At 51.0% G+C, this 25,303-nt stretch carries 24 protein-coding genes and 1 pseudogene; 1 reads left to right on the forward strand and 24 read right to left on the reverse strand.

Annotated features, from left to right (window positions below; genetic code table 11):
- The first annotated feature begins 223 nt into the window (after positions 1-223).
- Positions 224-1,273, forward strand: a complete 1,050-nt coding sequence (locus tag AC0YNX_RS14355) for an alpha/beta hydrolase (RefSeq protein ID WP_475816375.1) — start codon at positions 224-226, stop codon at positions 1,271-1,273.
- Positions 1,274-1,988: 715 nt separating this feature from the next.
- On the opposite strand, the gene folE is transcribed toward AC0YNX_RS14355, so the two are convergent.
- The 24 genes and pseudogenes from folE to AC0YNX_RS14475 form a co-directional block, all read right to left on the reverse strand.
- Complete coding sequence (gene folE, locus AC0YNX_RS14360) at positions 1,989-2,582, reverse strand: GTP cyclohydrolase I FolE (RefSeq protein ID WP_475816752.1); 594 nt, start codon at positions 2,580-2,582, stop codon at positions 1,989-1,991.
- A 43-nt stretch (positions 2,583-2,625) separates the two neighbouring features.
- Positions 2,626-2,856, reverse strand: coding sequence for a YneF family protein (locus tag AC0YNX_RS14365; protein WP_126014091.1), 231 nt, complete (start codon positions 2,854-2,856; stop codon positions 2,626-2,628).
- A gap of 162 nt (positions 2,857-3,018) precedes the next feature.
- Positions 3,019-4,170 (reverse strand): protein-glutamate methylesterase/protein-glutamine glutaminase, encoded by a 1,152-nt coding sequence (locus AC0YNX_RS14370; RefSeq protein ID WP_475816753.1) that lies wholly within the window; start codon positions 4,168-4,170, stop codon positions 3,019-3,021.
- A complete protein-coding gene (locus tag AC0YNX_RS14375) occupies positions 4,170-4,997 on the reverse strand; it encodes a CheR family methyltransferase (protein WP_475816376.1) in 828 nt (275 codons plus the stop codon). Before AC0YNX_RS14375 ends, AC0YNX_RS14370 begins: the two co-directional genes overlap by 1 nt.
- Before the next feature lie 22 nt (positions 4,998-5,019).
- Positions 5,020-7,329 carry a methyl-accepting chemotaxis protein gene (locus AC0YNX_RS14380; protein ID WP_475816754.1) on the reverse strand — a complete coding sequence of 770 codons (2,310 nt, stop codon included), beginning with the start codon at positions 7,327-7,329 and terminating at the stop codon, positions 5,020-5,022.
- Positions 7,330-7,335: 6 nt separating this feature from the next.
- Positions 7,336-7,629, reverse strand: a pseudogene (locus AC0YNX_RS14385) (hypothetical protein); the annotation flags it as partial.
- A gap of 30 nt (positions 7,630-7,659) precedes the next feature.
- Positions 7,660-8,157 carry a chemotaxis protein CheW gene (locus tag AC0YNX_RS14390; protein ID WP_475816377.1) on the reverse strand — a complete coding sequence of 166 codons (498 nt, stop codon included), beginning with the start codon at positions 8,155-8,157 and terminating at the stop codon, positions 7,660-7,662.
- Positions 8,158-8,202: 45 nt separating this feature from the next.
- Positions 8,203-10,242 (reverse strand): chemotaxis protein CheW, encoded by a 2,040-nt coding sequence (locus tag AC0YNX_RS14395; protein WP_475816378.1) that lies wholly within the window; start codon positions 10,240-10,242, stop codon positions 8,203-8,205.
- Between the two features lie 989 nt (positions 10,243-11,231).
- Positions 11,232-11,537 carry a hypothetical protein gene (locus tag AC0YNX_RS14400; RefSeq protein ID WP_475816755.1) on the reverse strand — a complete coding sequence of 102 codons (306 nt, stop codon included), beginning with the start codon at positions 11,535-11,537 and terminating at the stop codon, positions 11,232-11,234.
- A gap of 45 nt (positions 11,538-11,582) precedes the next feature.
- Positions 11,583-12,626, reverse strand: coding sequence for an HD-GYP domain-containing protein (locus AC0YNX_RS14405; protein ID WP_475816379.1), 1,044 nt, complete (start codon positions 12,624-12,626; stop codon positions 11,583-11,585).
- Between the two features lie 25 nt (positions 12,627-12,651).
- Complete coding sequence (gene queG / locus AC0YNX_RS14410; RefSeq protein ID WP_475816756.1) at positions 12,652-13,791, reverse strand: tRNA epoxyqueuosine(34) reductase QueG; 1,140 nt, start codon at positions 13,789-13,791, stop codon at positions 12,652-12,654.
- Positions 13,792-13,818: 27 nt separating this feature from the next.
- Positions 13,819-14,511 carry a signal peptidase I gene (gene lepB / locus AC0YNX_RS14415; RefSeq protein ID WP_475816380.1) on the reverse strand — a complete coding sequence of 231 codons (693 nt, stop codon included), beginning with the start codon at positions 14,509-14,511 and terminating at the stop codon, positions 13,819-13,821.
- Between the two features lie 7 nt (positions 14,512-14,518).
- Positions 14,519-15,070 carry a DUF402 domain-containing protein gene (locus AC0YNX_RS14420; RefSeq protein ID WP_475816381.1) on the reverse strand — a complete coding sequence of 184 codons (552 nt, stop codon included), beginning with the start codon at positions 15,068-15,070 and terminating at the stop codon, positions 14,519-14,521.
- A 112-nt stretch (positions 15,071-15,182) separates the two neighbouring features.
- Positions 15,183-15,605, reverse strand: a complete 423-nt coding sequence (locus AC0YNX_RS14425; RefSeq protein ID WP_475816382.1) for a GNAT family N-acetyltransferase — start codon at positions 15,603-15,605, stop codon at positions 15,183-15,185.
- Between the two features lie 214 nt (positions 15,606-15,819).
- Positions 15,820-16,344, reverse strand: coding sequence for a hypothetical protein (locus AC0YNX_RS14430; protein WP_475816383.1), 525 nt, complete (start codon positions 16,342-16,344; stop codon positions 15,820-15,822).
- A 15-nt stretch (positions 16,345-16,359) separates the two neighbouring features.
- A complete protein-coding gene (locus tag AC0YNX_RS14435) occupies positions 16,360-17,277 on the reverse strand; it encodes a glycosyltransferase family 2 protein (protein ID WP_475816384.1) in 918 nt (305 codons plus the stop codon).
- Positions 17,278-17,299: 22 nt separating this feature from the next.
- Positions 17,300-18,706 carry an undecaprenyl-phosphate glucose phosphotransferase gene (locus AC0YNX_RS14440; protein WP_475816385.1) on the reverse strand — a complete coding sequence of 469 codons (1,407 nt, stop codon included), beginning with the start codon at positions 18,704-18,706 and terminating at the stop codon, positions 17,300-17,302.
- 88 nt (positions 18,707-18,794) lie between these two features.
- On the reverse strand, positions 18,795-19,754 hold the full coding sequence (locus AC0YNX_RS14445) for a glycosyltransferase family 2 protein (RefSeq protein WP_475816386.1): 960 nt from the start codon (positions 19,752-19,754) through the stop codon (positions 18,795-18,797).
- Positions 19,751-20,599, reverse strand: coding sequence for a dTDP-4-dehydrorhamnose reductase (gene rfbD / locus AC0YNX_RS14450; RefSeq protein ID WP_475816757.1), 849 nt, complete (start codon positions 20,597-20,599; stop codon positions 19,751-19,753). The genes AC0YNX_RS14445 and rfbD overlap by 4 nt, the downstream gene beginning before the upstream one ends.
- A gap of 8 nt (positions 20,600-20,607) precedes the next feature.
- On the reverse strand, positions 20,608-21,597 hold the full coding sequence (rfbB, locus tag AC0YNX_RS14455) for a dTDP-glucose 4,6-dehydratase (RefSeq protein WP_475816387.1): 990 nt from the start codon (positions 21,595-21,597) through the stop codon (positions 20,608-20,610).
- The gene (gene rfbC / locus AC0YNX_RS14460; RefSeq protein WP_475816388.1) at positions 21,594-22,160 is read right to left on the reverse strand and encodes a dTDP-4-dehydrorhamnose 3,5-epimerase; all 567 of its coding nucleotides are present in this window, start codon (positions 22,158-22,160) and stop codon (positions 21,594-21,596) included. The genes rfbB and rfbC overlap by 4 nt, the downstream gene beginning before the upstream one ends.
- 19 nt (positions 22,161-22,179) lie before the next feature.
- Positions 22,180-22,923, reverse strand: a complete 744-nt coding sequence (locus AC0YNX_RS14465) for a sugar phosphate nucleotidyltransferase (RefSeq protein ID WP_475816389.1) — start codon at positions 22,921-22,923, stop codon at positions 22,180-22,182.
- Positions 22,924-23,006: 83 nt separating this feature from the next.
- Positions 23,007-23,717 carry an inositol monophosphatase family protein gene (locus AC0YNX_RS14470; protein ID WP_475816390.1) on the reverse strand — a complete coding sequence of 237 codons (711 nt, stop codon included), beginning with the start codon at positions 23,715-23,717 and terminating at the stop codon, positions 23,007-23,009.
- On the reverse strand, positions 23,714-25,300 hold the full coding sequence (locus tag AC0YNX_RS14475) for an aldolase catalytic domain-containing protein (protein ID WP_475816391.1): 1,587 nt from the start codon (positions 25,298-25,300) through the stop codon (positions 23,714-23,716). Before AC0YNX_RS14475 ends, AC0YNX_RS14470 begins: the two co-directional genes overlap by 4 nt.
- Positions 25,301-25,303: the final 3 nt, after the last annotated feature.

A 25,303-nucleotide genomic window follows, 5' to 3' on the forward strand; every position in this document is an offset into this window, starting at 1 on the left:
GAAACTTGGTTACAGCTAGTATAGCTTAACTGTGGGCTGCGGGTAAAGCATATGGGTATTTTTAGACTTATTTTACAGGCAGATTACAGAAGTTTAACAAGTCGTCGACATGCATTGACAGGCAGCTCTGCTCCGCCATAGGATAGGTATAGAGCACTAGTAAAGCGCTTACATTTATTGGCGGTTCGTTCGCCATTTCATATGAGATGAGGGGGCTTCTATCATGAGCACATCGTTAACACCGTCGCTACCTGCTGCCGGGGGCTTTACGCCCAGCTTACTCCCTCCGCTTCTTCCCGCTCCGCAACCGGCCGATAAAGCCATTGCTGGAGCACGGCTCAAGCATACCGCGCTTGCCGTCGTATCAGCTCTTCTCGCCATGCTGTTGCTCGCCGTCGTTGCTTTTCACGGGTACGCCGCGTGGGTGATCGCCCATCCTTACGTGCCCGCGCTCTACTCCAACCCTCAGACGGAGAAAGGCCTCGCTTACAGCGATGTCTCCTTCCCGAGCAAGAGCGGGCGCACGACTGTGCACGGCTGGTATATTCCTGCCGGCGCAGACTCCGACCGGACAGTCGTCTTCAGCCACGGCTACGGCGCGAACCGCGAGGAGACGTGGGTACCGATGTATGAGCTCGCTTCGCTGCTGCACGGACTCCACTATAATGTGTTTATGTTCGATTACGGCTACGCTTCGTCCGGTGAACGGACTGCTGCCACAGGCGGCAGAGAAGAATCGAAACAGCTGCTTGCCGCTGTCCAGTATGCTCGCTCGCAAGGCGCAGACGAAGTTGTCGTCTGGGGCTTCTCGATGGGCGCCGGAACGGCGCTTCAGGCAGCGCTGCAGACGGACAACACCGACAGCATCGACGCGATGATTCTCGACAGCTTGTTCCTGCCAAGCTCGGACTCCCTCTATAACAATCTTAAACAGTACATGGATTTGCCGCGTTATCCGTCCGTTCCGCTCATCGAATGGATGCTGCCCTTCTTCACTGGCTCCAGCTTCAGTCAGCTGCCGGTCAAGCAGGTGCTCAGCACCCATTACAATATGCCGATCTTCATTATGCACGGCACCTCTGATGCGATTGCACCGATCGAGACCGCCGAAAAGATCGCTGCAAGCCAATATAATTCGCTCTCCCGCGAATGGTACGTTGAAGGCGGCATTCACGAGCTGCTGTTCCGTTCGAAGCCGAAGGAGTATATCCAGCGAGCTGCGCTGTTCTTGAGCCAGGTCGATGCTGCTCGCAAGTCTTCCGAGGCAGTCTAAGGTTGGTTCAATGGTTCAAGCTGATGAATACTTGCACATTTCTGCTGAAGAGGCTCTCCTTGTGGAGAGCCTCTTCTCTGTACATCTTGGAACAGCTCACTCGTATTACGTGTGGCCTCGGTTGGAGTGATGACAAAGACGGCTTCGCTTGGCTTCTGTGCGGGATAGGCTGGGCCTTATCCAGCGCTCCACAAACGTGTTTGGCAAGAGGTCTGAGTGCCGAGCTGACAATAAACCTGACTGGCAGTTCTCAGCTCACCCTCCGCACCTCCGTTTCCTGCGCCGATAGAGGCTTTTTCCTCTGTCAGATCACCTTTCCTATTATTTCGAGCGTTGAGAGTGGCTTTTTCCTCTCTCAACGCAATTTTAAAACGCTCGGTTACCTAGTTTGTTACTGAGAGCACACATACGTGCTCTCAGCATCAGAATTACACGAAATCGCAGGCTAAGAGCACACATACGTTCTCTCAACTCCGCTGCACAAGTAATATAGCCCTTCTTAGGTGCTGAGAGCACACATACGTGCTCTCAGCATCAGAATTCGCGAAATCACTGCCTGAGAGAACACATACGTTCTCTCAGCTCCGCTGCCCAAGTAACATGTCCCTTCTTAGATACTGTCTATTCCACGATAGCCCAAAAACCAGCGTTACACCGACACGCCGGTTTTGCTAAAAAAAGAGGCCCTCCACATGGAGGGCCTCATCTTATGCAGCTATTGTTTAAGCAGCGACAGAAACTCCGAACGGAGAGCCGCGCTGGTGCGGAATTCGCCGCGCACAGCCGACGTTACCGTCTTGCTGCCAGGCTTCTTCACGCCGCGCGCGCACATGCACAGGTGCTCGCCTTCGACGACAACCATAACGCCGTGCGGCTGCAGCACTTCATCCATGATGTTCGCGATCTGCGAAGTGATGCGCTCTTGCACCTGCAGGCGGCGCGTAATCGCCTCCACGAGGCGCGCGAGCTTGCTAAGCCCGGCGATCTTGCCGCTCGGGATGTATCCGATGTGAGCTTTGCCGAAGAACGGCGCCATATGATGCTCGCATTGGCTGTAGTAGACAATATCGCGTACGATGACAAGCTCCTCGTGTTGCTCATCGAACGTAACGCCGAGCACATCGCGCGGGTCTACCTCGTAGCCTGCAAAGATTTCCTCATACATCCGCGTCACGCGCGCTGGTGTTTCCAACAGCCCTTCGCGGTCGACATCTTCGCCGATCAGGCTCAAAATCTCCCGAATGTGGTGCTCGATTTTTTCCCGATTATCCGAAACGAGGGAATTGACGTAATCCTTCTTGCCCGCCATTGTTGCCATCGTCTCCTTTCCATGAGCCCGCAAAGCGTTAACCTTATCTCCGCCGCTTACCGGGATGTTGTTGTTGTTGATTCTTCATCATCTGCTGCGCCTTCTGCATCTGATTATTATTCAAATTGTAGCCCATTTGCTTCGCCATCTTCTTCAGTGCTTCTGGATCGTTCTGCATCTTCTCCAGTTGTTTGCGCAAGTAGTAAACGCCGACGAAGAAACCGCCAACAGCGCCAACTATAAGCGTAATAATCGAAATTATAGCCGTCCACATCGTTCTATCACCTAGCCTCATCTGAAAATGTTCATTTTGCAACCTATCATATCATGTAGGACCACATGTTCGCAAACGAGCTATGCGGCTTGGATGGTAAAACATATACGACGACAAAGGACGAAAGACCCTGCCACCCGGCAGGGTCAACAAACTAATGAATTATAGCAGCGAGAGCAGCGCGTCTCCCATGCCAGCGAGATGAACCTGCCTCTCGACCGCGCCTGCTTCAAACGCTGCCTTCGGCATGCCGTAGACGACCGACGACTTCTCGTCCTGTCCGAGCGTTCGCGCACCTTTGCGACGCATGGCGAGGAGCCCTCTCGCTCCGTCGGCTCCCATGCCGGTCAGCAGCACGCCGATCGCGCTTCTGCCTGCGGCTTGCGCCACGGATTCGAAGAGTACATCAATAGAAGGGCAATGTCCGTTCACTCGCTCGCCAGGCGAACAATCTACACGGTAGTACGCGCCGATCTTCTTAACGCGCATATGGCTGCCGCCGGGAGCGATGAGTACGGTTCCCGGCATCACATAATCGCCGCTGCGCGCTTCCTTCACCTGAAGCTTAGTCGATTCATGCAGCCGCTCAGCGAAGATGCGCGAGTAGACCGCAGGAATATGTTGCGCAATGACGATACCCGGCATCGTCACCGGCAGCGACCGCAGCACAGCAGTCAGCGCCTCAGTGCCCCCGGTGGAAGCGCCGATGGCGATCAAATCGCAGCTCCCTTTCGCACTCGTACCTGCACCTGCACTCACTCCGGCACTCGCACCGCCACTGGTCTTCCCAGTCGCACCTGCACTTGCACCCGCACCCGCACCGCTTGCCACCGAATGCCGCACAGGCAGCCCCTTGCCGCCCGGCTGTTGCACTGCTCCGCTAAGCGCGCCTCGTGACACGCTGCCGGATACGTTCGCCGCGTGCGCAGCAATCTTGATCTTCGCCGCGACCTCTGCGATGAACGGCTCGATATCGCGAGTCCCATAACTTGCGGGCTTGGCGACGAACTCGACTGCCCCGGCTTGCAGCGCGTCGAACACTGCCTTATCGACGGAGCTGACCATGATAACCGGCAGCCAGTATTGCGGTAGCAGCCGGTGGACGAATTCAATGCCGTTCATGCGCGGCATCTCAATATCGCAGGTCATGACGTCTGGCCGCAGCTCGGCGATTCGGTCCCGCGCCTCGAACGGATCCTCCGCGGTTCCGACGACCTCAATCGCCGGATCCATGGACAGCCCTTGCGCCAATACGCGGCGAACCATGTACGAATCGTCCACGACGAGCACGCGGATTTTGCCTCCAACTCTCATCAAAACCCGCCTCCTTTCCGGTAAATCGACGGCCGAACCGGGGTGAAAGGCGACGTCCCGCGAGAGATCGTCTCCGCATGACCGATGAACAAGAAGCCACCAGGCTCCAGATGGTTATAAAACTTCTGAATAAGCTCGTTCTTCGTCTCGTTGTCGAAGTAGATCATCACATTGCGGCAAAAGATCATATGAAACTTCCTTTTGAACGGGAAGCTTGCCTCCATCAAGTTAAACTTGCGGAAGATGACCTCCTTCTTCAATGCATCCGATATCTCCGCCTGCTCCGCATTCCGCTTGACGAAGTAGCTCGTCTGCCATCTTGACGGCAGCGACTGCAGGCTCTCTGCCGGATAGATGCCGCGAACGGCGGTTTCCAGCACTCGATTCGATATATCCGTTGCAAGAATCTTATGATCCCAGCGCTTCAGCGGCTCGCGAGAGAAGTATTCAAGAAGCAGCATCGCGATCGTGTACGGCTCTTCCCCGGAGGAGCAGCCTGCGCTCCATATCCGCAAATCGCCGTCCTTGATATGGCGCTGCCAATACGGCAGCGCTTCGCTCCTCAAATAATCGAAGTGCGGCGTCTCTCGCATGAAGAAGGTATGATTCGTCGTCACTTTCTCAAGCAACTTCGATGCCGCCGCTCCTGTCTTGTCCTTCACCAGATAGTCGAAGTAGTCCGAGTAGCTCTTCATGTTCAGCTCGCTTAGCACGCCGTCGAGCCTGGCTTTAAGCAGATTCTGCTTGTCCTCTTTCAAGTGAATGCCGAAGCGCTTATGAATATAGTCCGCCAAAAGCCCGAATTCCTTGCCCGATATCGCTATCATCGTTTACACGCAAGCTTATTCATCAGTATTTGCCGTACTCTCTGTCGCTCAGCGCGATCTTAATTGCGCTTCCAGCAGAAGCTGCTGCTGCATCAGAACGACCCGTATAGACAGCCGATTGGCGGACGCGATCATACTTGGCATAGGCAGGGATAGGCTCGCCACCACTTGCCCGTTCAATCTCATACCGCTCATCACGGAAGCTCGCAGCCATCGCCATATCCACTCGCTTCAGCTTGAAACGGCCAACCATTTCCTTGAGCATTTCGGCTTGACCGGACAGTTCCTCGCTTGCTGCAGCGCTCTCCTCGGACGTTGCCGAGTTCGTCTGCGTCACCTCCGAGATGACGGAGATGCCTTGATTAATTTGCGTGATGCCTGTCGCCTGCTCGCTTGAAGCAGCGGCAATCTCGCCGACCAGATCGGCTGCTTTCGCGACGTCTTCCACAATCTTGTTCAGCGCGCTCGCCGTCTCATTCGCAATCTTCGTGCCGTCCTCGACTTTCTTGATTGAGCCTTCAATCAGCACCGTCGTCTCTTTCGCCGCATTCGCCGAACGAGCGGCAAGGTTGCGAACTTCCTCCGCTACCACGGCGAAGCCTTTGCCATGCTGGCCTGCTCGTGCCGCTTCGACCGCAGCGTTCAGCGCGAGGATATTCGTCTGGAATGCAATCTCGTCGATGACTTTAATGATTTTGGAAATATTGCCGGAGGCTTCGTTAATGCCGTCCATCGCCTTCAGCATATGCTGCATGTGATCGTTGCCACCCACAGCATTCAGTCTCGCCTTTACGGCAAGGTCGCTCGCTTCAGCCGCGCTCTCGGCATTGCGCTTCGTCTGTACGCCGATTTCCTCCAGGGAAACCGTCAGCTGCTCGACCGAGCTCGCTTGCTCCGTTGCGCCTTGCGAGAGCAGCTGCGCCGAGCCTGACACTTGCATCGAGCTGGAAGCCACTTGTCCCGCCGCACCGTTAATGTCGTGCAGGAGCGAGTTGAACGACTGAACAACATGATTCAGCGCACGCTTGATCGACGCAAAGTCGCCGCGGTATTCGCTGTCGATGCCTACATCCATGTTGCCTCTTGCCATCTCTGTCATCACTTCGGAGATTTCGCTGACATAGCCAGACAGAGTGCTGAGCGTGTCGTTTAGCGCATTTTTGATTTTGGCATGATCGCCTTTATAATCGCCCTTCACGCTGGACTGCAGGTTCCCCTTCGCCATCTCTTCCAGCACTGCGGATGCCTCTTGAATCGGTTCGATAATGGCGTCGATCAGACCGTTCAGCCCTTGCATCATGCTTGCCCAGTCGCCAGTAAAGCGTGATACGTCGCCGCGTTCACTGAGGCGTCCCGACTGCGATGCGCCGATAAGCTTGTTAATCTCAAGATTTACATTCTTCAAATTGGTGCGGAGCTTCTCCACATTATCGTTGATGAACGCCTTCTTGCCCGGGAAACGCTCCAGCGGCGCTTCGAAGTTGCCTTCAGCGAAGGCGGCAACAGCAGCCATTGCTTTCTTTTTCACCGCAATGTGACCCTTCACCATCTCATTCACGCCGTGCGCCATGACGCGGTACGCGCCTTCGAATTTCTCCACTGGAATGATGACATCGATATCGCCTGCATCATGTTCCATCGACATATAGTTCATCGAATCAATAAATTGCTTCACATTCGTCCTCAGCTTCTCGACGTTGTCATTGATGAACGCCTTCTTGCCCGGGAAGCGCTCAAGCGGAGCGTCGAAATCACCGTCTGCGAAAGAAGCCACTGCCGCCATCGCCTTTTTCTTCACCGTAATATGGCCCTTCACCATATCGTTCACGCCATGCGCCATGACGCGGTATGCGCCTTCGAACTTCTCCACCGGAATAATAACGTCGATATCGCCTGCATCATGCTCCATCGACATATTGTTCATCGAATCTATAAACTGCTTCACATTCGTTCTCAGTTTCTCGACGTTGTCATTGATGAACGCCTTCTTGCCCGGGAAGCGCTCAAGCGGAGCGTCGAAGTCGCCATCCGCGAAGGATGCTACAGCCGCCATCGCCTTCTTCTTCACGGTAATGTGACCGTTCACCATATCGTTGACACCTTGCGCCATTACTTTATAAGCACCGCTAAACTTCTCAACTGGCAAAATAACCTCGATATCGCCAGCGTCATGCTCGCTCGACATGTTGTTCATCTCCGCAATGAGCTCGCGCAGCGCTTCTACGATCTGATTCAAGCTCTTGCCTTGAATGTCGCGATCTGACTTCAGCGTCACACTCACTTGCAGATCGCCCTTCGCAATGCGGGATGCCGCTTCCGTCTGCTCCTGCATGTTGTCTGCAATAAGCCGCAGTGCCGCGGACAGTTCACGAATCTCGCCTCCGCCTTTGCTGCTTATTTCAACGTTCGCATTGCCTGTTGCCATCTCCTGTGCCGAAGTGATGAGACTCTTCATCTGCTTGATGAACGTGCTTGAGAACAGCAAGCTTAGTAAGATTGCGAATACAACGCCCACTGCGAGGACTACGATGTCTTGAACTTCTAGCAGGTGGAGCGCTGATGTAATGACAAACATAGCAAGAAAACCGGATATGTACTTGAAGTTCAATGAACTAAACATGTATTCGCGCATACGCTCTGCCCCCTGGATTAGATCTTGATTTTATAATTGCGCCAGCTCTTCGATAACGTCTTCCAGCAGTAGCCGATTGCAATCCAGCAGCAGCTTCACTTCTCCGGCGACCTTACCTATGCCCTTGATATATTTATTACGCCCTTTGCTTACATCCGGCGGAGGTACGATCTCTTCATCCGCGATTGTCAGCACCTCGGCAACACTGTCGACAATGAGGCCGACTGACAAATTGCCGCAGTCCACGACGACGACGCAGGTCCGGTCATTGTACTCTCGGAATGGCTTGCCGAAGCGGAGGCGAACATCCATGACAGGAATGATTTTGCCGCGGAGATTGATAATGCCTTTAATGTACTCCGGCAGTTCCGGCACTTCCGTAATGGGCTGCAGCCCGATAATTTCAGTGACGAAACGGATCTCGATACCGTAGGTTTCGTTGCCGATTTGAAAGGTCAAGAACTTCCCTTTCTGCGTATCCTCTTCCTGCTCGGCAGTGGCAAGGTCCATATACGTGCTCTCTGACATTACGCTCTCTCCTTCTCGTAGTAGTCGTGTCTACCTGACTCGCTTCTAAGCTTGCAGCAAACCTCCTACGTCCAGAATGAGGCTGATATTCCCATCGCCAAGCAGCGTACAACCGCTAAGCCCTTCGATTCGCTTCATGCGCTGGACATACGCCGGGAGCGGCTTCACGACAACCTGCTGCTCGCCGAGCAGCTCGTCTGCGAAGATGCAGAGCACCTTCTCCTTATCTTCCACCATGACGAGGATGCCTTGCGTGAAATCAGTCACTTCAGTCTGTACCTTGTAATGCTGGTGCAGGCGCAGAATCGGATAGCATTGCCCGCGAACCATAATCATCTCGTTGCCATCCGGGTCCATAATGAGCTCACGTGCCGCAGGTCGGAAAGACTCCTTGATCACCGAGGTTGGAATCGTGTAGCGTGATGTGCCGACTTTGACAATCATGCCGTCGATAATCGCAAGTGTCAGCGGAATCTTCAGCGTAACCGTCGTTCCTTCTCCTTCCTTGCTATCGACGGAGACGGAGCCGCCTATCGACTCGATGTTGCGCGTAACGACGTCCATGCCGACGCCTCTGCCGGAGAATTCGGATATTTGCTCCTTGGTCGAGAAGCCGGGGTGAAAAATAAACTGGTAAATCTCTTTATCCGTCAGATCCTCCGCCGGGCGATGAAGCAATCCATTGTCCACCGCTTTGCGAAGCAGCTTCTCTTTGCTGAGTCCTTTGCCGTCATCCTTGATGATGATGAGGACGTCGCCGCCCGCATTCTTCGCCTCCAGCGTCACTGTGCCAATGGTCGGCTTGCCTGTATCGAGGCGGATGTCCGAAGGTTCAATCCCATGGTCCATCGCATTGCGCATAATGTGCATAAGCGGGTCGGATATTTGCTCCACGACCGTCTTGTCGACTTCCGTCTCCTCTCCGATCAGGACAAGCGAGACTTCTTTGTCCAGCTTGCGGCTCATATCGCGGACGATGCGGTTCATCTTCTGGAAAGTCGCTTGGAGAGGAACCATGCGCACGGACATGACGACGTCCTGCAGCTCCTTGGTAATCTTGCGCAGATGACGGGCCGCCTTGCCAAAATGCTCTAGCTCAAGGCCAGCGAGATCCGGGTTCTGCGTCACCATCGCCTCAGCGATAACCATCTCGCCTACGAGATCCATCAGCTTGTCCAGCTTGCTGATCTGCACGCTGATTTTGCTGGGCGATGTATTAGCGGCAGCAGGCTGTTGCTGCGATTCTGGCGCTGCACACGATGCTGAGGATGCCCCTAAGTGGATCTCAGGGATGGACCCAGGAGCAGCTTCGACTTGGTCACATGCTGAGGCTGTCTCGGATGCTGCGGCCGCCATATTGGTTGCTTCTTCAAGCGTTGTCAGTTCAAGCTTGGATAAGAAAATCGTTCTCATGAGGTGTGTGTGGAGCTCATCATAGGAAGCGCTCGATTGGATGTGTACCGTGAAGCCCTGTTCACGAATACATTTCATTGCGTCAGGGTGCTGGATGATATTCTCGGGGGTGGATGTGCAGGTTGCAGCGATATCCTGAAGCTGGTGCATAACATTGTAAGCGCGAATGTTCTCCATCTCACAGCCGTTCTCAAAATGAATGACGGCTTGATAAGAGAACAACTGCTCCGCGGTAGACGGAAGCAGAGCATTCTCATCGTTTATTGTTATCGCATGGAGCAGACGGTGCAAGCGGGCGATCAGATCAGCCGCATCGCCGCATGGCGTACTGCCGGACTTGACCGTTTCCAGCTCCGTCTTCATAAAGTCGATGCTCTCGAAGAGCAGATCCGTCACATGCGAGGTGCTCCATGGAGGAGGACTCGTCCCGGAACGAAGGTGGGCGAACACATCTTCGATCGCATGAGCGAGCGAAGCCACGCCGGTATAGCCCATCATGCCGGAGGAGCCTTTAATCGTGTGCATAATTCGAAAAATCTCGTTGATCGCGCTTGCCGGGAAATCTTCTGTCTTCTCGAGCGACAATGCCGCATGCTCCAGTTGTTCCGTCAGCCCGCCCGTCTCGAAAATGTACATTTCGAGGAGCGAGTCAGGCGCCAAATTACCTGACATATTAATCACCTTCTAGTGAATGGAATGAATAGCTGCTTATGCACGTCAAGCCGGAAGACTTATCGTTTGTAAACCAATTCCGCCGGACATATGGTCGCAAAGCCTTAAAGGTGATCGAATCTAGAGGGATAATATCACACCAACTGTGTCGTTTAAAGACAGAAATTGGAATTGAAAGCGCTATATTTATCGAAAAGTAGGTCTATTGGTCGAAAATGATTCTATATTCCTATCATTCGACATAAAGCGATGAATCCTTAGAACTATGATGATTTTGCTTGGTGGAGGATTGGAATTGGCGGGGAGTCTAGAAGTGGATGAGTATAAGGGGGGCTCGCGGGAGCGAATTCAGTGCCAGAGGTCCAGTGGGCCGGCTTCTTTGGCTCGAAATGAGCATATTCGGCAAATGTGGTCCAGCAGATCGGCTTCTTTGGCTCGAAATGAGCATATTCGGCGAATGAGGTCCATCAGATCGGCTACATTAGCTCGACATGAGCAAGTTCCCTGAAAGAGGTCCAGCAGACCAGCTTCTTTGGTTACACACTGCCTACTCGTGCCTCCTCTCACCAAATTTCCGCTAATGTGTGTCACTGGGTGATACTCTTGCTCCGAATTCTCCGCATTTCCTTCAATGTGTGTCACTGGGTGATACTCTTGCTCCGAATTCTCCGCATTTCCGCCAATGTGTGTCACTGGGTGATACTCTTGCTCCGAATTCACCGCATTTCCGCTAATGTGTGTCACTGGGTGATACTCTTGCTCCGAATTCACCGCATTTCCTCCAATGTGTATCACTAGGGGATACTCTTGGTCCGAATTCACCGCATTTCCGCCAATGTGTGTCACTGGGGGATACTCTTGCTCCGAATTCTCCGCATTTCCTTCAATGTGTATCCCTGAGGGACACTCTTTATCTCCCCTCTCCCCACAACAAAAAAACAGCACAGCGGATTCAACCTCCACTGTGCTGCGACAATCAACATATTCATCTATTCATCCAGCTTGAACCGCGCAATCTGATCCTCATACCCTTCGCGGCGCAAGATCTCGAGCTGCTTACGGCCGATAAGATCATAATGCGGGAACGGCTGTCTCCGGTGGATGTATGCCGGGTCGAGCCCTTGGGTGCGGCACCAGGCTTCGAGCTTCGCGACATTGCTGCAGCCAACCTTCGTGACGGTCGTGATGCCATCCCACCGCGGCTCATGCCAGTAGTGCGTGATGAACGCGATTTCTCCACTTGCCACTCGCTTCTTCCAGCTGTTCAACTCTTCACGCTTAACTCCGAATGCGATCGCGCTCACCCCTTAACACAGCGCAGGAGGCGGCCAACGTCAACTCTAGCCCAGCACCTGCTCAATAAACACCGTTGTATACTTCGCGAGATCAATCTCGCGACTCTCGACATTGTCATTCTCCCGAGCGCTCTCACGCTCAAGGAGACGGACGATCGGCCTGCCCGGCAAGCCGCGGTGCTGACCGACAACGATGCCGGTCTCCCTCGTCGACAGCTTCACCGACACGCCGTTTGGATAGATGGATACCGAACGCATAAATTGCGTCAGAATCTCATGATCCAGTATCGTTCCGGACATCGCCATCATCCGCTCACACGCCTCATGAGGCAGCAGCGGACCGCCTTCTGCGCTTCCGGTTTGGAGCAAATTATCATATGTATTCGTAACCGCCACGATGCGCGAGTAGAGATGAATTTGCTCTCCGACAAGGCCGCGCGGCACGCCAGTGCCGTCGATATGCTCGTGATGCTGGAACGCTACATGCGCGATGAGCAGGCTGAATTCACGCTTCGCCTTCAACAGCTCGAAGCCCCGCCACGTATGGCGCTTCGGCTCAACATCGCCTTCAACCAGCTCAAGATCCGGCTTGCCCACGTCATGCAGCAATGCGCCGATTGCGAGCTCTTTCAGCTGGATTTGGTTCAGATGCAAGCCGACACCGAGCAGCGTCGACATCATGCATACGTTCATGGCATGCAAATATTCCATGTTGTCGCGAGTTCGAATATCGTTCAGGTGGATGAGCACTTCCTTGTTGCGGATAACCTCATCGAGCAAGTCGTCGATAACCAGGCTGACAGAACGGGAATTGAAGTCCTTGCCAGAGCGAATAGCATCCATCGTCTCCGACATCTGCTTAATAATCGCCCGTTTCGTCTCTTCCGACAAAATCTCTTCCTGCTCTTCGATATCCGGCATGCTGGCATCTTTAATATAGATATTCGTGATGCCGATACGTTTGAGCGTACTAATCATATAAACGGTCAGCTGAATATTCGCTGACAGCAGCACCTGACCGTTGACTGCGTAGATCGTCTTGCCGAGAACATCGCCGGACTCGACTGCTTCCATATCGACATATTTCATGTTGTTGACCTCTCCCCAAAGATGGTTATATCGAAGCAGTATCGCTTGCCAGCGCGCCATCAATTGCCTCAATGACCGCTTCATCCCGCTCACGAATCCGTGCAGCGCGAAGCAGCTCATCCGCCGCCGCGCCGCCGATGCGGCCAAGCGACCAAGCCGCAGTCGCCCGCAGCTCGAAGCGCGGATCGCCTTGCAGAACTTCCGCAAGCGCAGGAATGGCGCTTGCATCCTTGAAATTGCCCAGCGCAATAACGGCGTTGCGCTGGATCGGCTTGCGGCCGCGCCACGCAGAGGAGCTCGCGCCATAGCGTTCTTTGAACTCGCGGTTCCCCATCGCAAGCAGCGGCACAAGCAGCGGCTTCACCTTCTCGTTGTCCGGCGTAAGCTCCGGCTGATGCGTTGCATTCTTGCCTTTATTCTCCGGACAGACGACTTGGCAAGTATCGCAGCCGTACAACCGGTTGCCGATCTTGCGCATCAGCTCATCCGAGACAATCCCCTTCGTCTGCGTGACGTAGGAGATGCATCGCTGCGAATTGAGCTGCCCTGGCCCTACAAGCGCATCGGTCGGACACGCGTCGATGCAAGCGGTGCAGCTGCCGCAGCTCTCTGTGAGCGGCGCATCCGGCGGAATCGGCAGGTTCGTAATCATCTCGCCAAGGTAGACATAAGAGCCCCACTCCGGCGTAATAATCGAACAGTTGCTGCCGATCCAGCCTATGCCGGCACGCTCCGCAACGGCGCGGTCCGACAGCGCTCCCGTGTCGACCATGCTAAGGAAGCGAGCTTCCGGCACGCGGACGAGCAGCCAAGCTTCCAGCCGGCGCAGCCGCTCCCGCAAGACCGAATGGTAATCCTCGCCCCAAGCGGAGCGCGAGATAATGCCCCGTCTTGCTCCAGGCTCCGACTTCGGCGGGTCCTGCAGCTTCGACGGATAGGCGATCGCAATCGCAATAATCGATTGGGGATCGTCGAACAACAGCTCCGGCTCCGTCCGCTTCGCGAGATCCGGCTCCTCGAAGCCAGACTCATAGCCAAGCTCCCGATGCCGCTCGAGCCGCTCCCGCAGCTGAGTGAATGGCGCAGCAGAAGCGATGCCGATCTTATCAATCCCAAGCTCCGCAGCAGCAGCCTTCATATCCTCTTTTAACTGATTCCAATCCATGCTGCTGTCCAAACGAGAAGCCTCCTGTTACAAATGATTTAACCTTGCGATCGGCCAAACAATGAAATCTGCCCGCCCGACAATCGAAGAGCGCGGCACCGCATGGAAGACGCGGCTGTCTCGGCTCGCCTTCGCATGCCGGTTATCGCCCATCACGAAATAATGGTCGCTACTGATTTTATCAGGACCGTAATCGAGGTCTTCGATCTCCGTATCGGTGTAAGGCTCGACGACAAGCTGGCCATTCCGATATAGCTGGCCTTGGCGGATTTCAATCGTATCCCCCGGCATGCCGACAATCCGTTTCACCAGATACTCTTTGCGCCCTTCTCCTTCCGCCGGATCCTTCAGAATGACAACATCGTCTAGCGAAGGCGAACCGGTCAGAAACGCGAATTTATTGACGAACAGCCACTCCGACTCATACAAGGTCGGTTCCATCGACTGTCCTTTCACGGTAGAGAGGTTAAATACAAAGATATGCATGCCGAAGACAATTAGCACCGCAATTGCAAGCGTTAGCAACCAGCTCCGCAGCTCGGCGACCCAAGGCGAATTGCCCTTATCCCCTCTCGCAGCTCGGCCCGGCTTGTCCTTCTTAGCTTCCGCAGGCGCAGGCTTCTGCCGCTTGGCAGACGCGCCTTTCCGTTTACGCGGCCCAATCGGCGCATCTTCTACAGCCTGAGGCGATTTCGCTTCCAATTGCGGACCTTCATACATCTAATCGCTACACCTCGCCTATTTGTTTGTTCCACGCTTCGAAATAGGCCAAAATCAGCTCGTCATTGAACGGAGCATGTCCGCTCTCAATCCGGCTAAGCAGCGCCTGAAGCCCTTCCATTACTTTTCGGTTAACTTCTTCCGAATAATGATAGGCAATCTTATGCAGCTCATATTCCTCTTGATCGACGATTTGAGGCTTGCCGCCGCGCGGCACAATGACATCAAGGTCATAATCAATATAGGTGAGCACATCGTTCTGGAAGAACAGAGGTGAAGCGACGTTGCAGTAGTAGCGGACGCCATGCTCCTCAAGCAGGCCGACCACGTTAAACCACTCGCCCGGGATAAAAAAAGAAACCGCCGGAACCCGGCTGATCCACTGCTTTCCGTCTGCTTCCTGAATCGGGGTCTGGCGATTAATGAAGACATGCATCCCTTCGGCAGCGTGCTCAGGCGAGAGCAGCTCGCTCGGCACCTGCCAATTCTCGAGCCACATGCGGTGAAGATGTCCGTTATTTTTGAAACTCTTGATTACACAGGGACGATACGTTGTCATAAGCGTATTACTCCTAGAGAGGTACTTTCTTACTATAAGAAAAGCATATCTGTTCGCCAAAATCAATGACGCACCAGATATGCTTGTCCATTTCACATATGACGATGAAAACTTAGCCGGTCACTATGCTTAATTTTTGGAAAGAACGGAAGAAATCAGTAGCCGCGTATCCAAGCGATTCATAGAGAGAAAGTATAGGCTCGTTGTGCTCGTCCGCTGTTACTAAAATTTTTGAAACGTTGCGCCCTTCAAACTTCCCGCGAAGCGAACCGATCAGCTTCTTGCCGATTCCTTGACGTTGATAGTTCGGATGTACCGCAAGACGATAGTAATAGCCGCGGCCATTATCAATGGTCCCGATAATGATGCCAGCGATTTCTTCACCGTCAGCAGCGACAAGTACAAGCTCGCTGTCCCAAGACAACTGGCGGGCAAATGCTTCCATCGTTTGTTCATAGCATTGCTCCGTCAAAACAGTTTCCAGCAGTTCCGTAACAGGCCGATAATCAGCTAATTGGAAGGATCGAACGTCCATTTCTTTAAGCTCCTCTTCAAACGCAAAATGAGAACGGCAGTGCCAATTTTTTAAGTAAAGTTAATAATACGACAAATTTGATCAAATTCCTGCTGAAATCTTTAAATTTCCTTAAAAAATATATTAAATCCGCCGTTTGCTGTTGAAAGCGCTTAAATTAAAGCGTTTTCATGCAATATCCATAATGCTTAGGTCTCAAAATACTTGCGATTGCTTAATTTTTCTTCGCTTCAAGCAACGCAATAATTTTTAGAGAATCGAGCTCGTCTGTACTGAACTTGGACATGATCTCGTTCTTCATTTCTTCTTTCTCTTGCTCGGTCATTCCCTTATTCACTTTAGACGCCATCGTACGCAGCTCTCCGATCGAGAACTTCTTCATAATCAACTTCATGGCTTCGTCTTTATTTTTTACCACCATGGTTTTGGTTGCCGGCGATTCGCTTACACCATTGTTGATGTTATCCGTGCTGTTACCGTTTGCTTGCTTTTGGCCCGCAGTTTGCTCCGCTTGATCAGCCGCTTCTCCAAGCAAGCTCTTGACTTGCTCCTCATTCAAATTGCTCTCGATCATCTTCTTCACTTCAGGATCATCCAGCAGCTTGTTTACCTCCGCTGAATTCAGCACCTGATCGGCCACTTGGTCCATTACCTTATTCTCAAGGAATCGATATCCGTACTTGTAGCCCCCGAAGCCTAGCAGGGCGATGATCCCCACTATTAGAATCCATTTCTTCATCGTGCGTCTCCTCCTCTAGTCGGCGTTCAGCTTCAGCCAGATGTTCGGATGCATGCTGAAGCGGCGGCAAAGCGCCTTCGGCAGCATCTCGTATCGCTTCCCTAGTTGAAAGCCCAGAAACTTCGCAGCTGCTTCCGTGAACACGCGCGGCACCCAAAGCCATCTCCGCTCTCTGCATAGATAACGCAGCTGCGTGCTTATTAGTTGCATTCCGGCGCCTCCCACGGCAGCATAGGGCATGATCCAGGCGTTTCTCTTCATGGATATGCCATTGTCAAAGAACCTCTTGAACTGCTGTTTCAGCGTGTAGTTATGGGAGTGGACCACTTGCGCATCTGCGCAGTAACCGACTTTATAACCGTTCAATATACATCGGGCAGCGAAGAACATATCTTCATTGAATATGACCGGCGCATCGAATTTCCCAAGCTGGTTAAACATATCCATACGGTAGGCTGCACAGACGTTGGAGCAGAAGAAGGTTCGTAAGCCGAGCGCATTAATATCGACTTTACTCTTGGCCGACGACTCCGGCGGATAATTGTTTAGCCGGACGAGCACCTCGATTACCGTCGCATCTTCCCTAGGTAATTGCCTGCCGTATGCACAGGCCATATCTGGATTCCTCATTAGCATCTCTGCGAGCTCTTCCAGCAGACGCTCATTTGCCGGCCAGGCATCTTGGGTCATAAAGACAAGAATATCACCTGTTGCATGCTCTGCCGCCCAATTGCGCGTACCACCATGGTCGAATTCGGACTGCTTAATCGTAAAGACGCGTACACCGGCCTGACGGGCGATCTCAGCTGTTCCGTCCTTTGAACTGGAATCAACCACAATAATTTCATAAGGCTGCAGAGATTGGCTCTGCAGCCTTTGGAGAAGTTGTTTAAAGTTAGGTCCTGCCTGATAAGTAGGAATGATAACGGACACTCGTGCTTGCTGTGGTATGGGACTAGTATGCATTTTTGTTTAGAAGGCCTTTCGTCACGGTTTTCACGATAATTTTGAGGTCGAAAAAGAATGTCCAATTCTCAATATAGAAGATATCATGCACGATCCGGTCATGAATCGACGTGTCGCCGCGCAGACCGTTCGTCTGTGCCCAGCCTGTTATGCCAGGACGAATATGATGCTTCACCATATATTTGGGAATTTCCTCTTTGAATTGGTCGACGAAATACGGCCGCTCTGGTCTCGGACCTACTACGCTCATATGCCCGACCAATACGTTAAAGAACTGAGGAAGCTCATCTAGGCTTGTCCGCCGCAGAAAGGACCCGAAACGCGTTCTCCTTGGATCGTTTTCCACCGTCCACTGCGTATCCGCGGTCGCCTGTTCAAACACATGCATGGATCTGAACTTGTACATATGGAACGTTCGACGATCGAGGCCGACCCGCTCCTGTCTGAAAATAACAGGACCGGGCGAAGTCAGCTTGATGCCGATATAGATGCCAAGCAGAATTGGAGAAGTAATGAGAATCGCGGTAAGCGAGAAGGCGATATCAAAGATCCGTTTCAGAATTTGATTACTCAGCTCGTCAAGCGGCACATCCCGAACATTTATGAGCGGAATACCGGCAAAATTATCGAAGAACGGACGAGCCGGTAGCAGGTCAAAGAAATCCGGAATGATTAGCGCTTTGACACCTGCGCGTTCGCACTGGTCAATAATTCGCGGGTACTTCTTATGCGCCTTCAAAGGCAATGCAATAATGACTTCATCGATCGTCCTTTGGCCCATCACCGTGTCCAAGTCATCCACAGTTCCAAGGATTGGCTTCAAATAGCCATACTCTCGGTCATGCTCCGTTTGAAAATCATCCAAGAACCCGATCACTTCATAGCCAAGCTCCGGATGCATCTTGATGTTCTTGTTGAAGCTGCGACCGACAGCTCCGGCACCAACGATGAGGATGAATCTTTTATTAAAGCCTTTGCGACGCAGGCGGAACAGCGTTTGTTTGACAGCGAATCGGTAGATGGTCAAACAAATCACATTGATACATAAGAAAATAGCCAAGAATTCTCGAGAGATATGTACTTCCTTCGCAATGTAGAGCAAGCTAAGCAGCCCAAGGAAGCTGAGCCCTTGCACTTGGATAATCTTCATCGTGTCGTAAGAAAAGTTCTTTCTCCGCCTTGGTGCATAGAACCTTACGTAGAAACCGATCAGAATCGATGCAAACGAGAATACTGTCGCCCACAGGAGATAGGTTTTGAACGGTAGCGAATATTGATGATGGAATAGACCACTATTAAATTTCAGCCAATAGGCGAGGAGAAAAGTAAGCAACGAGCATGACAGATCTGCTATAACATAGATTTGCGTCAGAAAACGCTGATTCTGTCGAATCAATACTAAAACCTCCTTGCTATAGTACAAAATTTGACGAAACTATCAATATTGTATCAAAAGAAGGAGGCTATACCAAACTAATATTTAATTAATCTTCCAACTTTTGTTTGTTAGCTCTAGCTCTGAGTTCACGCCTCTGCCGCTTTAAGCGCGGTAAAGCTCCAACAATATTAACCCAACACTTTAATAGCCCAGGCTCTTGCAGCGTAATATAACCAAGTTGAAGCAGTTCTAGTGCCAGCAATCTCGGAAGGTTCAACCAGAATGCCGTGTTAATCTCCTCATTCTTGATTATGGTAAAGATACGGTTCTGATATGAGTGCCTCCTGATAAATAGAGGTATACGTCTGCGGCTTTGCCGCCCCTCTTTCCAGCCTCGCTGATGGACCGCTTTCGCATTCGCTGCGTAATAAGCCTTCCATCCAAGCCGTCTAGCTCTCCAAGCAACGTCCACATCTTCTTTATAGGCAAAATAGGTTTCATCAAAAAACTGACCATCTATCAAGATATCATCTATCATTCGGCGGGCATACATAGCAGCTGCCCCGGAAACCCCGAACAATTCCCCTGATGTGCTCCATGCCGATGCCGGCTCTCCACTCCCGCGATCCCATGCACGCCTTGTCTTCCCGAGCTCAATACCCGTACTGTCAATGACCGTCGGATCGGCACTTAACACAAGCTGACCGGTTGCGCTACCAATTCGTTTATCATGCTCCATCGCCTTGACCAAGCATTCGATATAGGTCTTGCTTACGACAACATCGGGATTAAGAACAAGCACGTAGTCTGAAATCGTGTGGGAAATCGCTTGATTCTGACCCTCTGCGAATCCCACGTTGCGCTCGTTCTCGACTAGCAGCACTTTTCCTTCATATTGTCGCACAACACTACAGCTCTGATCAGAGGATGCGTTATCCACTACGACGATGCTTGCAATAGGATGCGATGACAACAAAACAGCGTCCAGACATGCAGCAATGTCTGAGCCGCTGTTAAACGTAACTATGCATACACTAACAGTTGGCCACTTTGCTGCCCCAATCATATTTTCCCATCCTCTAAATAGTGAATTAATGCCTCCCGCCAAGGCCTCAGATCGTTAAATCCACGGCGTTCAATAGCTGAATGGCTCATGATGGAATAAGCCGGCCGAGCGGCAGGACGCGGAAACTGTGCTGTCGTGCAAGGATTAAGCTTTACAGCCGATAATCCACTCTCTTGCAAGATCGCCTGAGCAAACTCAAACCAGGAACAAGATCCTGTATTCGAGGCGTGGTACGTCCCGTAATGCTCTGTTTGAACAAGCTCGATTAAGAACTTAGCAAGGTCAAGCGTATACGTAGGCGAGCCAACTTGATCGCTCACGACCTGCAGGTGATCACGTTCGCTTGCAAGCTTCTGTATCGTTTTGACGAAGTTGTTGCCGTACTTGCCAAACACCCACGATGTCCGAACGATAAAATGGGAGGCTAGCAGTCCGCTAACTTCTTGCTCTCCGGCAAGCTTCGATTCGCCATAGACGGTCTGCGGATTGACCACAGCTTCTTCTGAATAGGGCGTATTCGCTTTGCCATCAAATACATAATCCGTACTCACATAACACAGCTTTGCATGAAACTCCTTCGCTGCCGATGCAATGTTGCGAGTACCCTCTCTATTAATGCGAAAAGCCTCGTCCGGTTTGGATTCTGCCTTATCCACAGCGGTATAAGCAGCACAATGAATCACTACATCGGGCCGATAATGCGCTATGACTTCACGACAAAGCTCTGCATTCGTAATATCCAACTGATCGCGCCCTAGCCCAATCAGTTGAAGATCAGATGAGACGGGGAGACGAACGAGCTCCTGTCCGAGCTGGCCGTTCGCTCCGGTAACGAGAATTTTCATCGTTGTCTTCATGATTGATCACCGAGATAAGCACCGGAACGAACTCGCTCCAACCATTCACGGTTACTCAAGTACCACTGGATCGTCAACCGAATACCGGACTCATAATCGTATTTCGGCGTCCAACCCAGCTCGGAACGGATCTTCTGCGCATCGATGGCATATCTCCGGTCATGGCCAAGACGATCTTCCACGAACGTTATGAGCGACTCCGGCTTATCTAGCTCACCAAGAATCCGCTGTACCACTTGAATATTGCTGCGTTCATTGTTGCCCCCGACATTGTACACTTCACCGGCCTTGCCGTTGTGAAGAACAAGATCTATGGCACTGCAATGATCCTCCACATACAGCCAGTCCCGAACGTTTAAGCCATCCCCATACACCGGGAGCGATTTGTCCTCGAGCGCATTCTGGATCATCAGCGGGATGAGCTTCTCCGGGAATTGATATTGCCCATAATTGTTGGAGCAGCGGGTGATATTCACATTCATTCCGAAAGTCTCGTAATAAGCACGCACAATGAGGTCCGCACCTGCTTTGCTCGCGGAATACGGACTGTTCGGAGCAAGCGGCGTTCCTTCCGAGAACAAGCCTGTGTCTCCTAACGTTCCGTACACTTCGTCTGTGGATACTTGAACAAATTTGGAGACCTTATATTGCTTCGCCAAATCTAGCAGCGTTTGAGTGCCTAATATATTCGTTCTCACGAAAATATCCGGCTGTACGATACTGCGATCCACATGAGATTCTGCAGCAAAGTTAATCACCGCATCAAGACCTTCCACAAATAGAGGCTCCAATGCCGAACGATCGGAGATATCTGCTTTCACAAAGCGATAATTCGGCGTATTTTCCATAGAGCGGAGATTATCCAAATTACCTGCATACGTAAGCATGTCGACATTAATAATCGTGTACTCCGAGTGTCTCTGAGCCATGTAATGTATGAAGTTACTGCCAATAAAGCCCGCTCCGCCTGTCACTAAAACTTTCATGGTGTGTCACCCTCAAATATGAAGTTGGTTTCAGCTAAAGCTAGGACAGGATGCTTCATATCCTTATCGGACATAATCGGATTCGTAATCGGCCAATCAATACCGAGCGTGGGATCATTCCAAGCGATGCCGCGATCATGATCAGCCGAATAGAACTCATCGACTTTATATTGAACCTCGCAATTGGGCACTAGCGTGCAGAAGCCATGCGCAAACCCCTTAGGGACCAGCAATTGCCTAAAGTTTGATGCCGATAGAATAAATCCTCGCCATTCTCCGAATGTCGGTGAACCTTGCCGAATATCGACAACAACGTCATAAATGGCGCCACTTGTGCATCTTACCAGCTTTGTTTGCGCTTTGGGCGCTAACTGATAATGCAATCCGCGAAGTACGCCTGCTTGCGCAGACAAGGAATGATTGTCTTGCACAAACCGCACGTTAACCCCATGTTCCAGCAGTTTCATATCACTATACGATTCTGTAAAGAAGCCCCGGCTATCACCTAATACGATCGGTTCGATTAGCATAACGCCAGGTAGAGCTGTATTCGTAACTTTCAAATACGTAACGCCTCCTAACTCACAAATTCGGCTCTCCAAACTCCAAGCCTAATCTCATATTTCGGGCTAGTTCATTTGCTCGTGCCAAAGATGCGTGTGTACCCGCGTCAGTCCACCAGCCTTCTAATATATCATATGATAATTGATTCATTTTGATATAGACATTGTTGACATCAGTTATTTCCAATTCGCCGCGGGCAGAAGGCGTAAGCGTACGAATGATATCAAACACCTGGTTATCGTACATATAGATTCCGGTCACTGCAAAGCTGCTTTTCGGTGTCTGCGGCTTCTCTTCGATAGAGATAATCTTATCTCCGTCCAGCTCTGGCACCCCATAGCGCTGGGGATCGGGGACGTTCTGAATAAGTAGTCTCGCTCCGGATTGCTGCTCGGAGAAAGAAGAAACGAAAGGTATTATACTCTCTTCAAAAACATTATCACCGAGAATAACGAGCACTCGATTACCGTTCGCAAAGTGCTCTGCCATGCCAAGCGCCTGGGCAATACCGCCGGCTTCATCTTGAACTTTATAAGTGAAGTTAAGCTTATAATCCCGCCCGCTGCCTAAGAGACTTACGACATCGCCCATATGCTCTTTGCCTGTGACGATAAGAATATCCTGAATCCCAGTTTCTTTCATCTTGGCAATCGCATGAAAGATCATCGGATACTTGCCGACCGGAAGCAGATGCTTGTTCGTTACTTTTGTTAATGGATATAACCGCGAGCCTGTCCCGCCGGCTAGTATGATGCCTTTCATGGGATAATCCTCCAAAATAAATGTCATGACTCGTAAAAGAAAAACAAGCGAAGTCCTGATTTTATTACAGAACTTCGCGGTGTTCAATGCGAACGCGATATTATTTGTACACGATATAACTGGTTAGGTTCAAGAAAACCACCTGTAAATGGCTCATCATTAGCGAATACGGTACATCCCTGTTCCAATGCCAACATCATTCCGGGAAGCAAGTCCCACACGTACGCCCCTTTAGGATTCACAAACTTAGAAAAGGCACCACGCGCTACATTGTAGATATTGTATGCGGCGCTCCCCATCATCCGATATTGAAGCGGCCCTCTGAATTGTTCAATGACCGATTCCGAGATGGATGAAGATATGCCAACCAATCTGGAATGAATCGGCTCAATAACGTCTCCGCTAACCAAGCGCACTCCCATCTCAGGGAATAGTAAAAAACTTCCTAAATGCTCCTCCCCGTACCATATTCCAAACGATACTCCCCACTCCACCAAACCCGAGCAGAAGTTCTCCGTGCCGTCGATTGGATCAAGTACCGCCAAATATTCATTGGCTTCCGCTGACTTCATATCTGTGCTGAAGCCTTCTTCGCTAATGAATCGAATTTGTGGAAGTCTCTCCTTCACGTAAGCAACGACAAGTGATTCCACATACAAATCAGCTTGCGTCACTGGAGTACCATCTTGTTTTAACGTAATGTTATATCGCTGTGCTTGAATTTCCGGAAGGTGAATAACAACATGATCACATAGTTCATGTAACAGCGTTCGAATCTCCGTCACACTCATCATTGGTAGATCGACTCCGTAATGAAATCAATGTCAATTCGACGGCGGTAGGCGTGTACAACTTCTCGTATCTGCTTGTTCATCTCTTCGATAGTCAACTGTTCAAGTGACGTCTCCAACTGGTCCTCCGAGTAGTTGTCCTTAATAACATTGAATCCGTCGAACCCAGCAATTGCCAACCTTGAAATACCTAGTTTCATGAGCAGCGCAAGCAACATTAATGTCGCATTATCGTTCACGAGCGGCTGATTATTCAACAGATCGCTATAATTTACTCGCTGAATATGTTCAGCTTGTTCCGTTTCAATATTTGATGTGAGAATGAGTTCATACGCTGGCTGAACGCTGCTCTCCCTTGAGTCTTTGTATTGCTGGAACCGCTTATCGTTACTGAAGAAACAGTAATCTGGCAAGATATAGTCTCCTGTAAAATTCACCGAGATTACGCGAGCATTGTGTTGAATTCGATATTGTTCGATGTGTGCAGACTGTTTCTTGAAGTTACTACCTGGCGCAACGATCAGAATCGACTGCCCTTGGAAGTCCTTCTCTAATTTATCGTAGGCTTCAGCTGCATCGATTTGGTGTTTCTGATACTGTGTATACAGTTCTTGAATGTATTCTTTATTATACAGCTCACGCTGATCTGCTACGATTCGTTCAAGAATCTCGCCTATGGATTTTACCGTAAGAGTATTGCGTCCCATCAGATAGGAAGCATAATTCGGGTGACAATTGTTAATGGCCGCCAGATAATACGGGACAGCGTAGCCCCACGAATGCTGCTCGGCAATTTTGCTTATCGTGTCATCAATAATTTCAAGTACACTTACAATGTCGTAATTCGAATCTTTGACGTCATTTAAATACTGAGTAATCAGCTCGGTGTTTAAATTGCCCGCGCCTCTACCCATCCCGTAAACGGACGAATCTAATGTAATTTGGCGCTTGGAGTTAAGATCGACCAACTCTTGCGAATTGGAGAATGATAGCTGCATGTTATTATGAGAATGAAATCCAAGAACGATATTTTTATTTAGATTGTTGTCCACTAAGTAGAACATACGAAGTAGATCATTCTTTTTCATCAGTCCAAGCGTATCCACTATATAGAAGGCGTAAGGCTGAAGCTCGTTAACCTGCTCAATCAATTTCAACAAATATTGGTCAGAGTAACTAGTCGTCCCGACTGGTTGTACGTAGACATTATAGCCTTTCTCCTGAACTTGCTTGCAGAATGCAAGCGCTCCCGCGACTTCATCCTCGTGGAACGTGATGCGAATGCCGTTTATCGAATTGCCGTCGAACGATTTTAGATGGTCGATATCTAGGAACCCATATCGCGTCATCGCTACATACTCGGTATTTCCGCGGTCTTTCGGAAGCACGGCCGCTATTTGATCGACATCCGTGAACATACTGCATTCACGATCATATTCGCCGTCTTCTAGAAAGCCACATTCAATGATATCAACACGCGCTTGCGTTAGCTTGTTCATGATGCTACGGATTATCGAATGACCGAAGCGCCAATCGTTAATATAGCCGCCGTCACGAAGCGTACAGTCCAGGATTTTGATCCCCATTGT

It is taken from the genome of Paenibacillus sp. J31R98 (assembly GCF_056269245.1).

Coding starts and splice junctions, on each gene's coding strand:
- AC0YNX_RS14355 (WP_475816375.1), top strand. CDS start 224: ATGAGCACATCGTTAACACCGTCGCTACCTGCTGCCGGGGGCTTTACG.
- AC0YNX_RS14380 (WP_475816754.1), bottom strand. CDS start 7,329: ATGCAGGAGCAGACGGAAGCGGCATCCCGCATTGCGAAGGGCGATCTG.
- AC0YNX_RS14390 (WP_475816377.1), bottom strand. CDS start 8,157: ATGTCAGAGAGCACGTATATGGACCTTGCCACTGCCGAGCAGGAAGAG.
- folE (WP_475816752.1), bottom strand. CDS start 2,582: ATGGCGGGCAAGAAGGATTACGTCAATTCCCTCGTTTCGGATAATCGG.
- AC0YNX_RS14395 (WP_475816378.1), bottom strand. CDS start 10,242: ATGTCAGGTAATTTGGCGCCTGACTCGCTCCTCGAAATGTACATTTTC.
- AC0YNX_RS14370 (WP_475816753.1), bottom strand. CDS start 4,170: ATGAGAGTTGGAGGCAAAATCCGCGTGCTCGTCGTGGACGATTCGTAC.
- AC0YNX_RS14375 (WP_475816376.1), bottom strand. CDS start 4,997: ATGATAGCGATATCGGGCAAGGAATTCGGGCTTTTGGCGGACTATATT.
- AC0YNX_RS14430 (WP_475816383.1), bottom strand. CDS start 16,344: ATGAAGAAATGGATTCTAATAGTGGGGATCATCGCCCTGCTAGGCTTC.
- AC0YNX_RS14420 (WP_475816381.1), bottom strand. CDS start 15,070: ATGACAACGTATCGTCCCTGTGTAATCAAGAGTTTCAAAAATAACGGA.
- AC0YNX_RS14470 (WP_475816390.1), bottom strand. CDS start 23,717: ATGATGAGTGTGACGGAGATTCGAACGCTGTTACATGAACTATGTGAT.
- lepB (WP_475816380.1), bottom strand. CDS start 14,511: ATGTATGAAGGTCCGCAATTGGAAGCGAAATCGCCTCAGGCTGTAGAA.
- AC0YNX_RS14465 (WP_475816389.1), bottom strand. CDS start 22,923: ATGAAAGGCATCATACTAGCCGGCGGGACAGGCTCGCGGTTATATCCA.
- AC0YNX_RS14365 (WP_126014091.1), bottom strand. CDS start 2,856: ATGTGGACGGCTATAATTTCGATTATTACGCTTATAGTTGGCGCTGTT.
- AC0YNX_RS14425 (WP_475816382.1), bottom strand. CDS start 15,605: ATGGACGTTCGATCCTTCCAATTAGCTGATTATCGGCCTGTTACGGAA.
- queG (WP_475816756.1), bottom strand. CDS start 13,791: ATGGATTGGAATCAGTTAAAAGAGGATATGAAGGCTGCTGCTGCGGAG.
- AC0YNX_RS14445 (WP_475816386.1), bottom strand. CDS start 19,754: ATGATTGGGGCAGCAAAGTGGCCAACTGTTAGTGTATGCATAGTTACG.
- rfbD (WP_475816757.1), bottom strand. CDS start 20,599: ATGAAAATTCTCGTTACCGGAGCGAACGGCCAGCTCGGACAGGAGCTC.
- rfbB (WP_475816387.1), bottom strand. CDS start 21,597: ATGAAAGTTTTAGTGACAGGCGGAGCGGGCTTTATTGGCAGTAACTTC.
- AC0YNX_RS14475 (WP_475816391.1), bottom strand. CDS start 25,300: ATGGGGATCAAAATCCTGGACTGTACGCTTCGTGACGGCGGCTATATT.
- AC0YNX_RS14405 (WP_475816379.1), bottom strand. CDS start 12,626: ATGAAATATGTCGATATGGAAGCAGTCGAGTCCGGCGATGTTCTCGGC.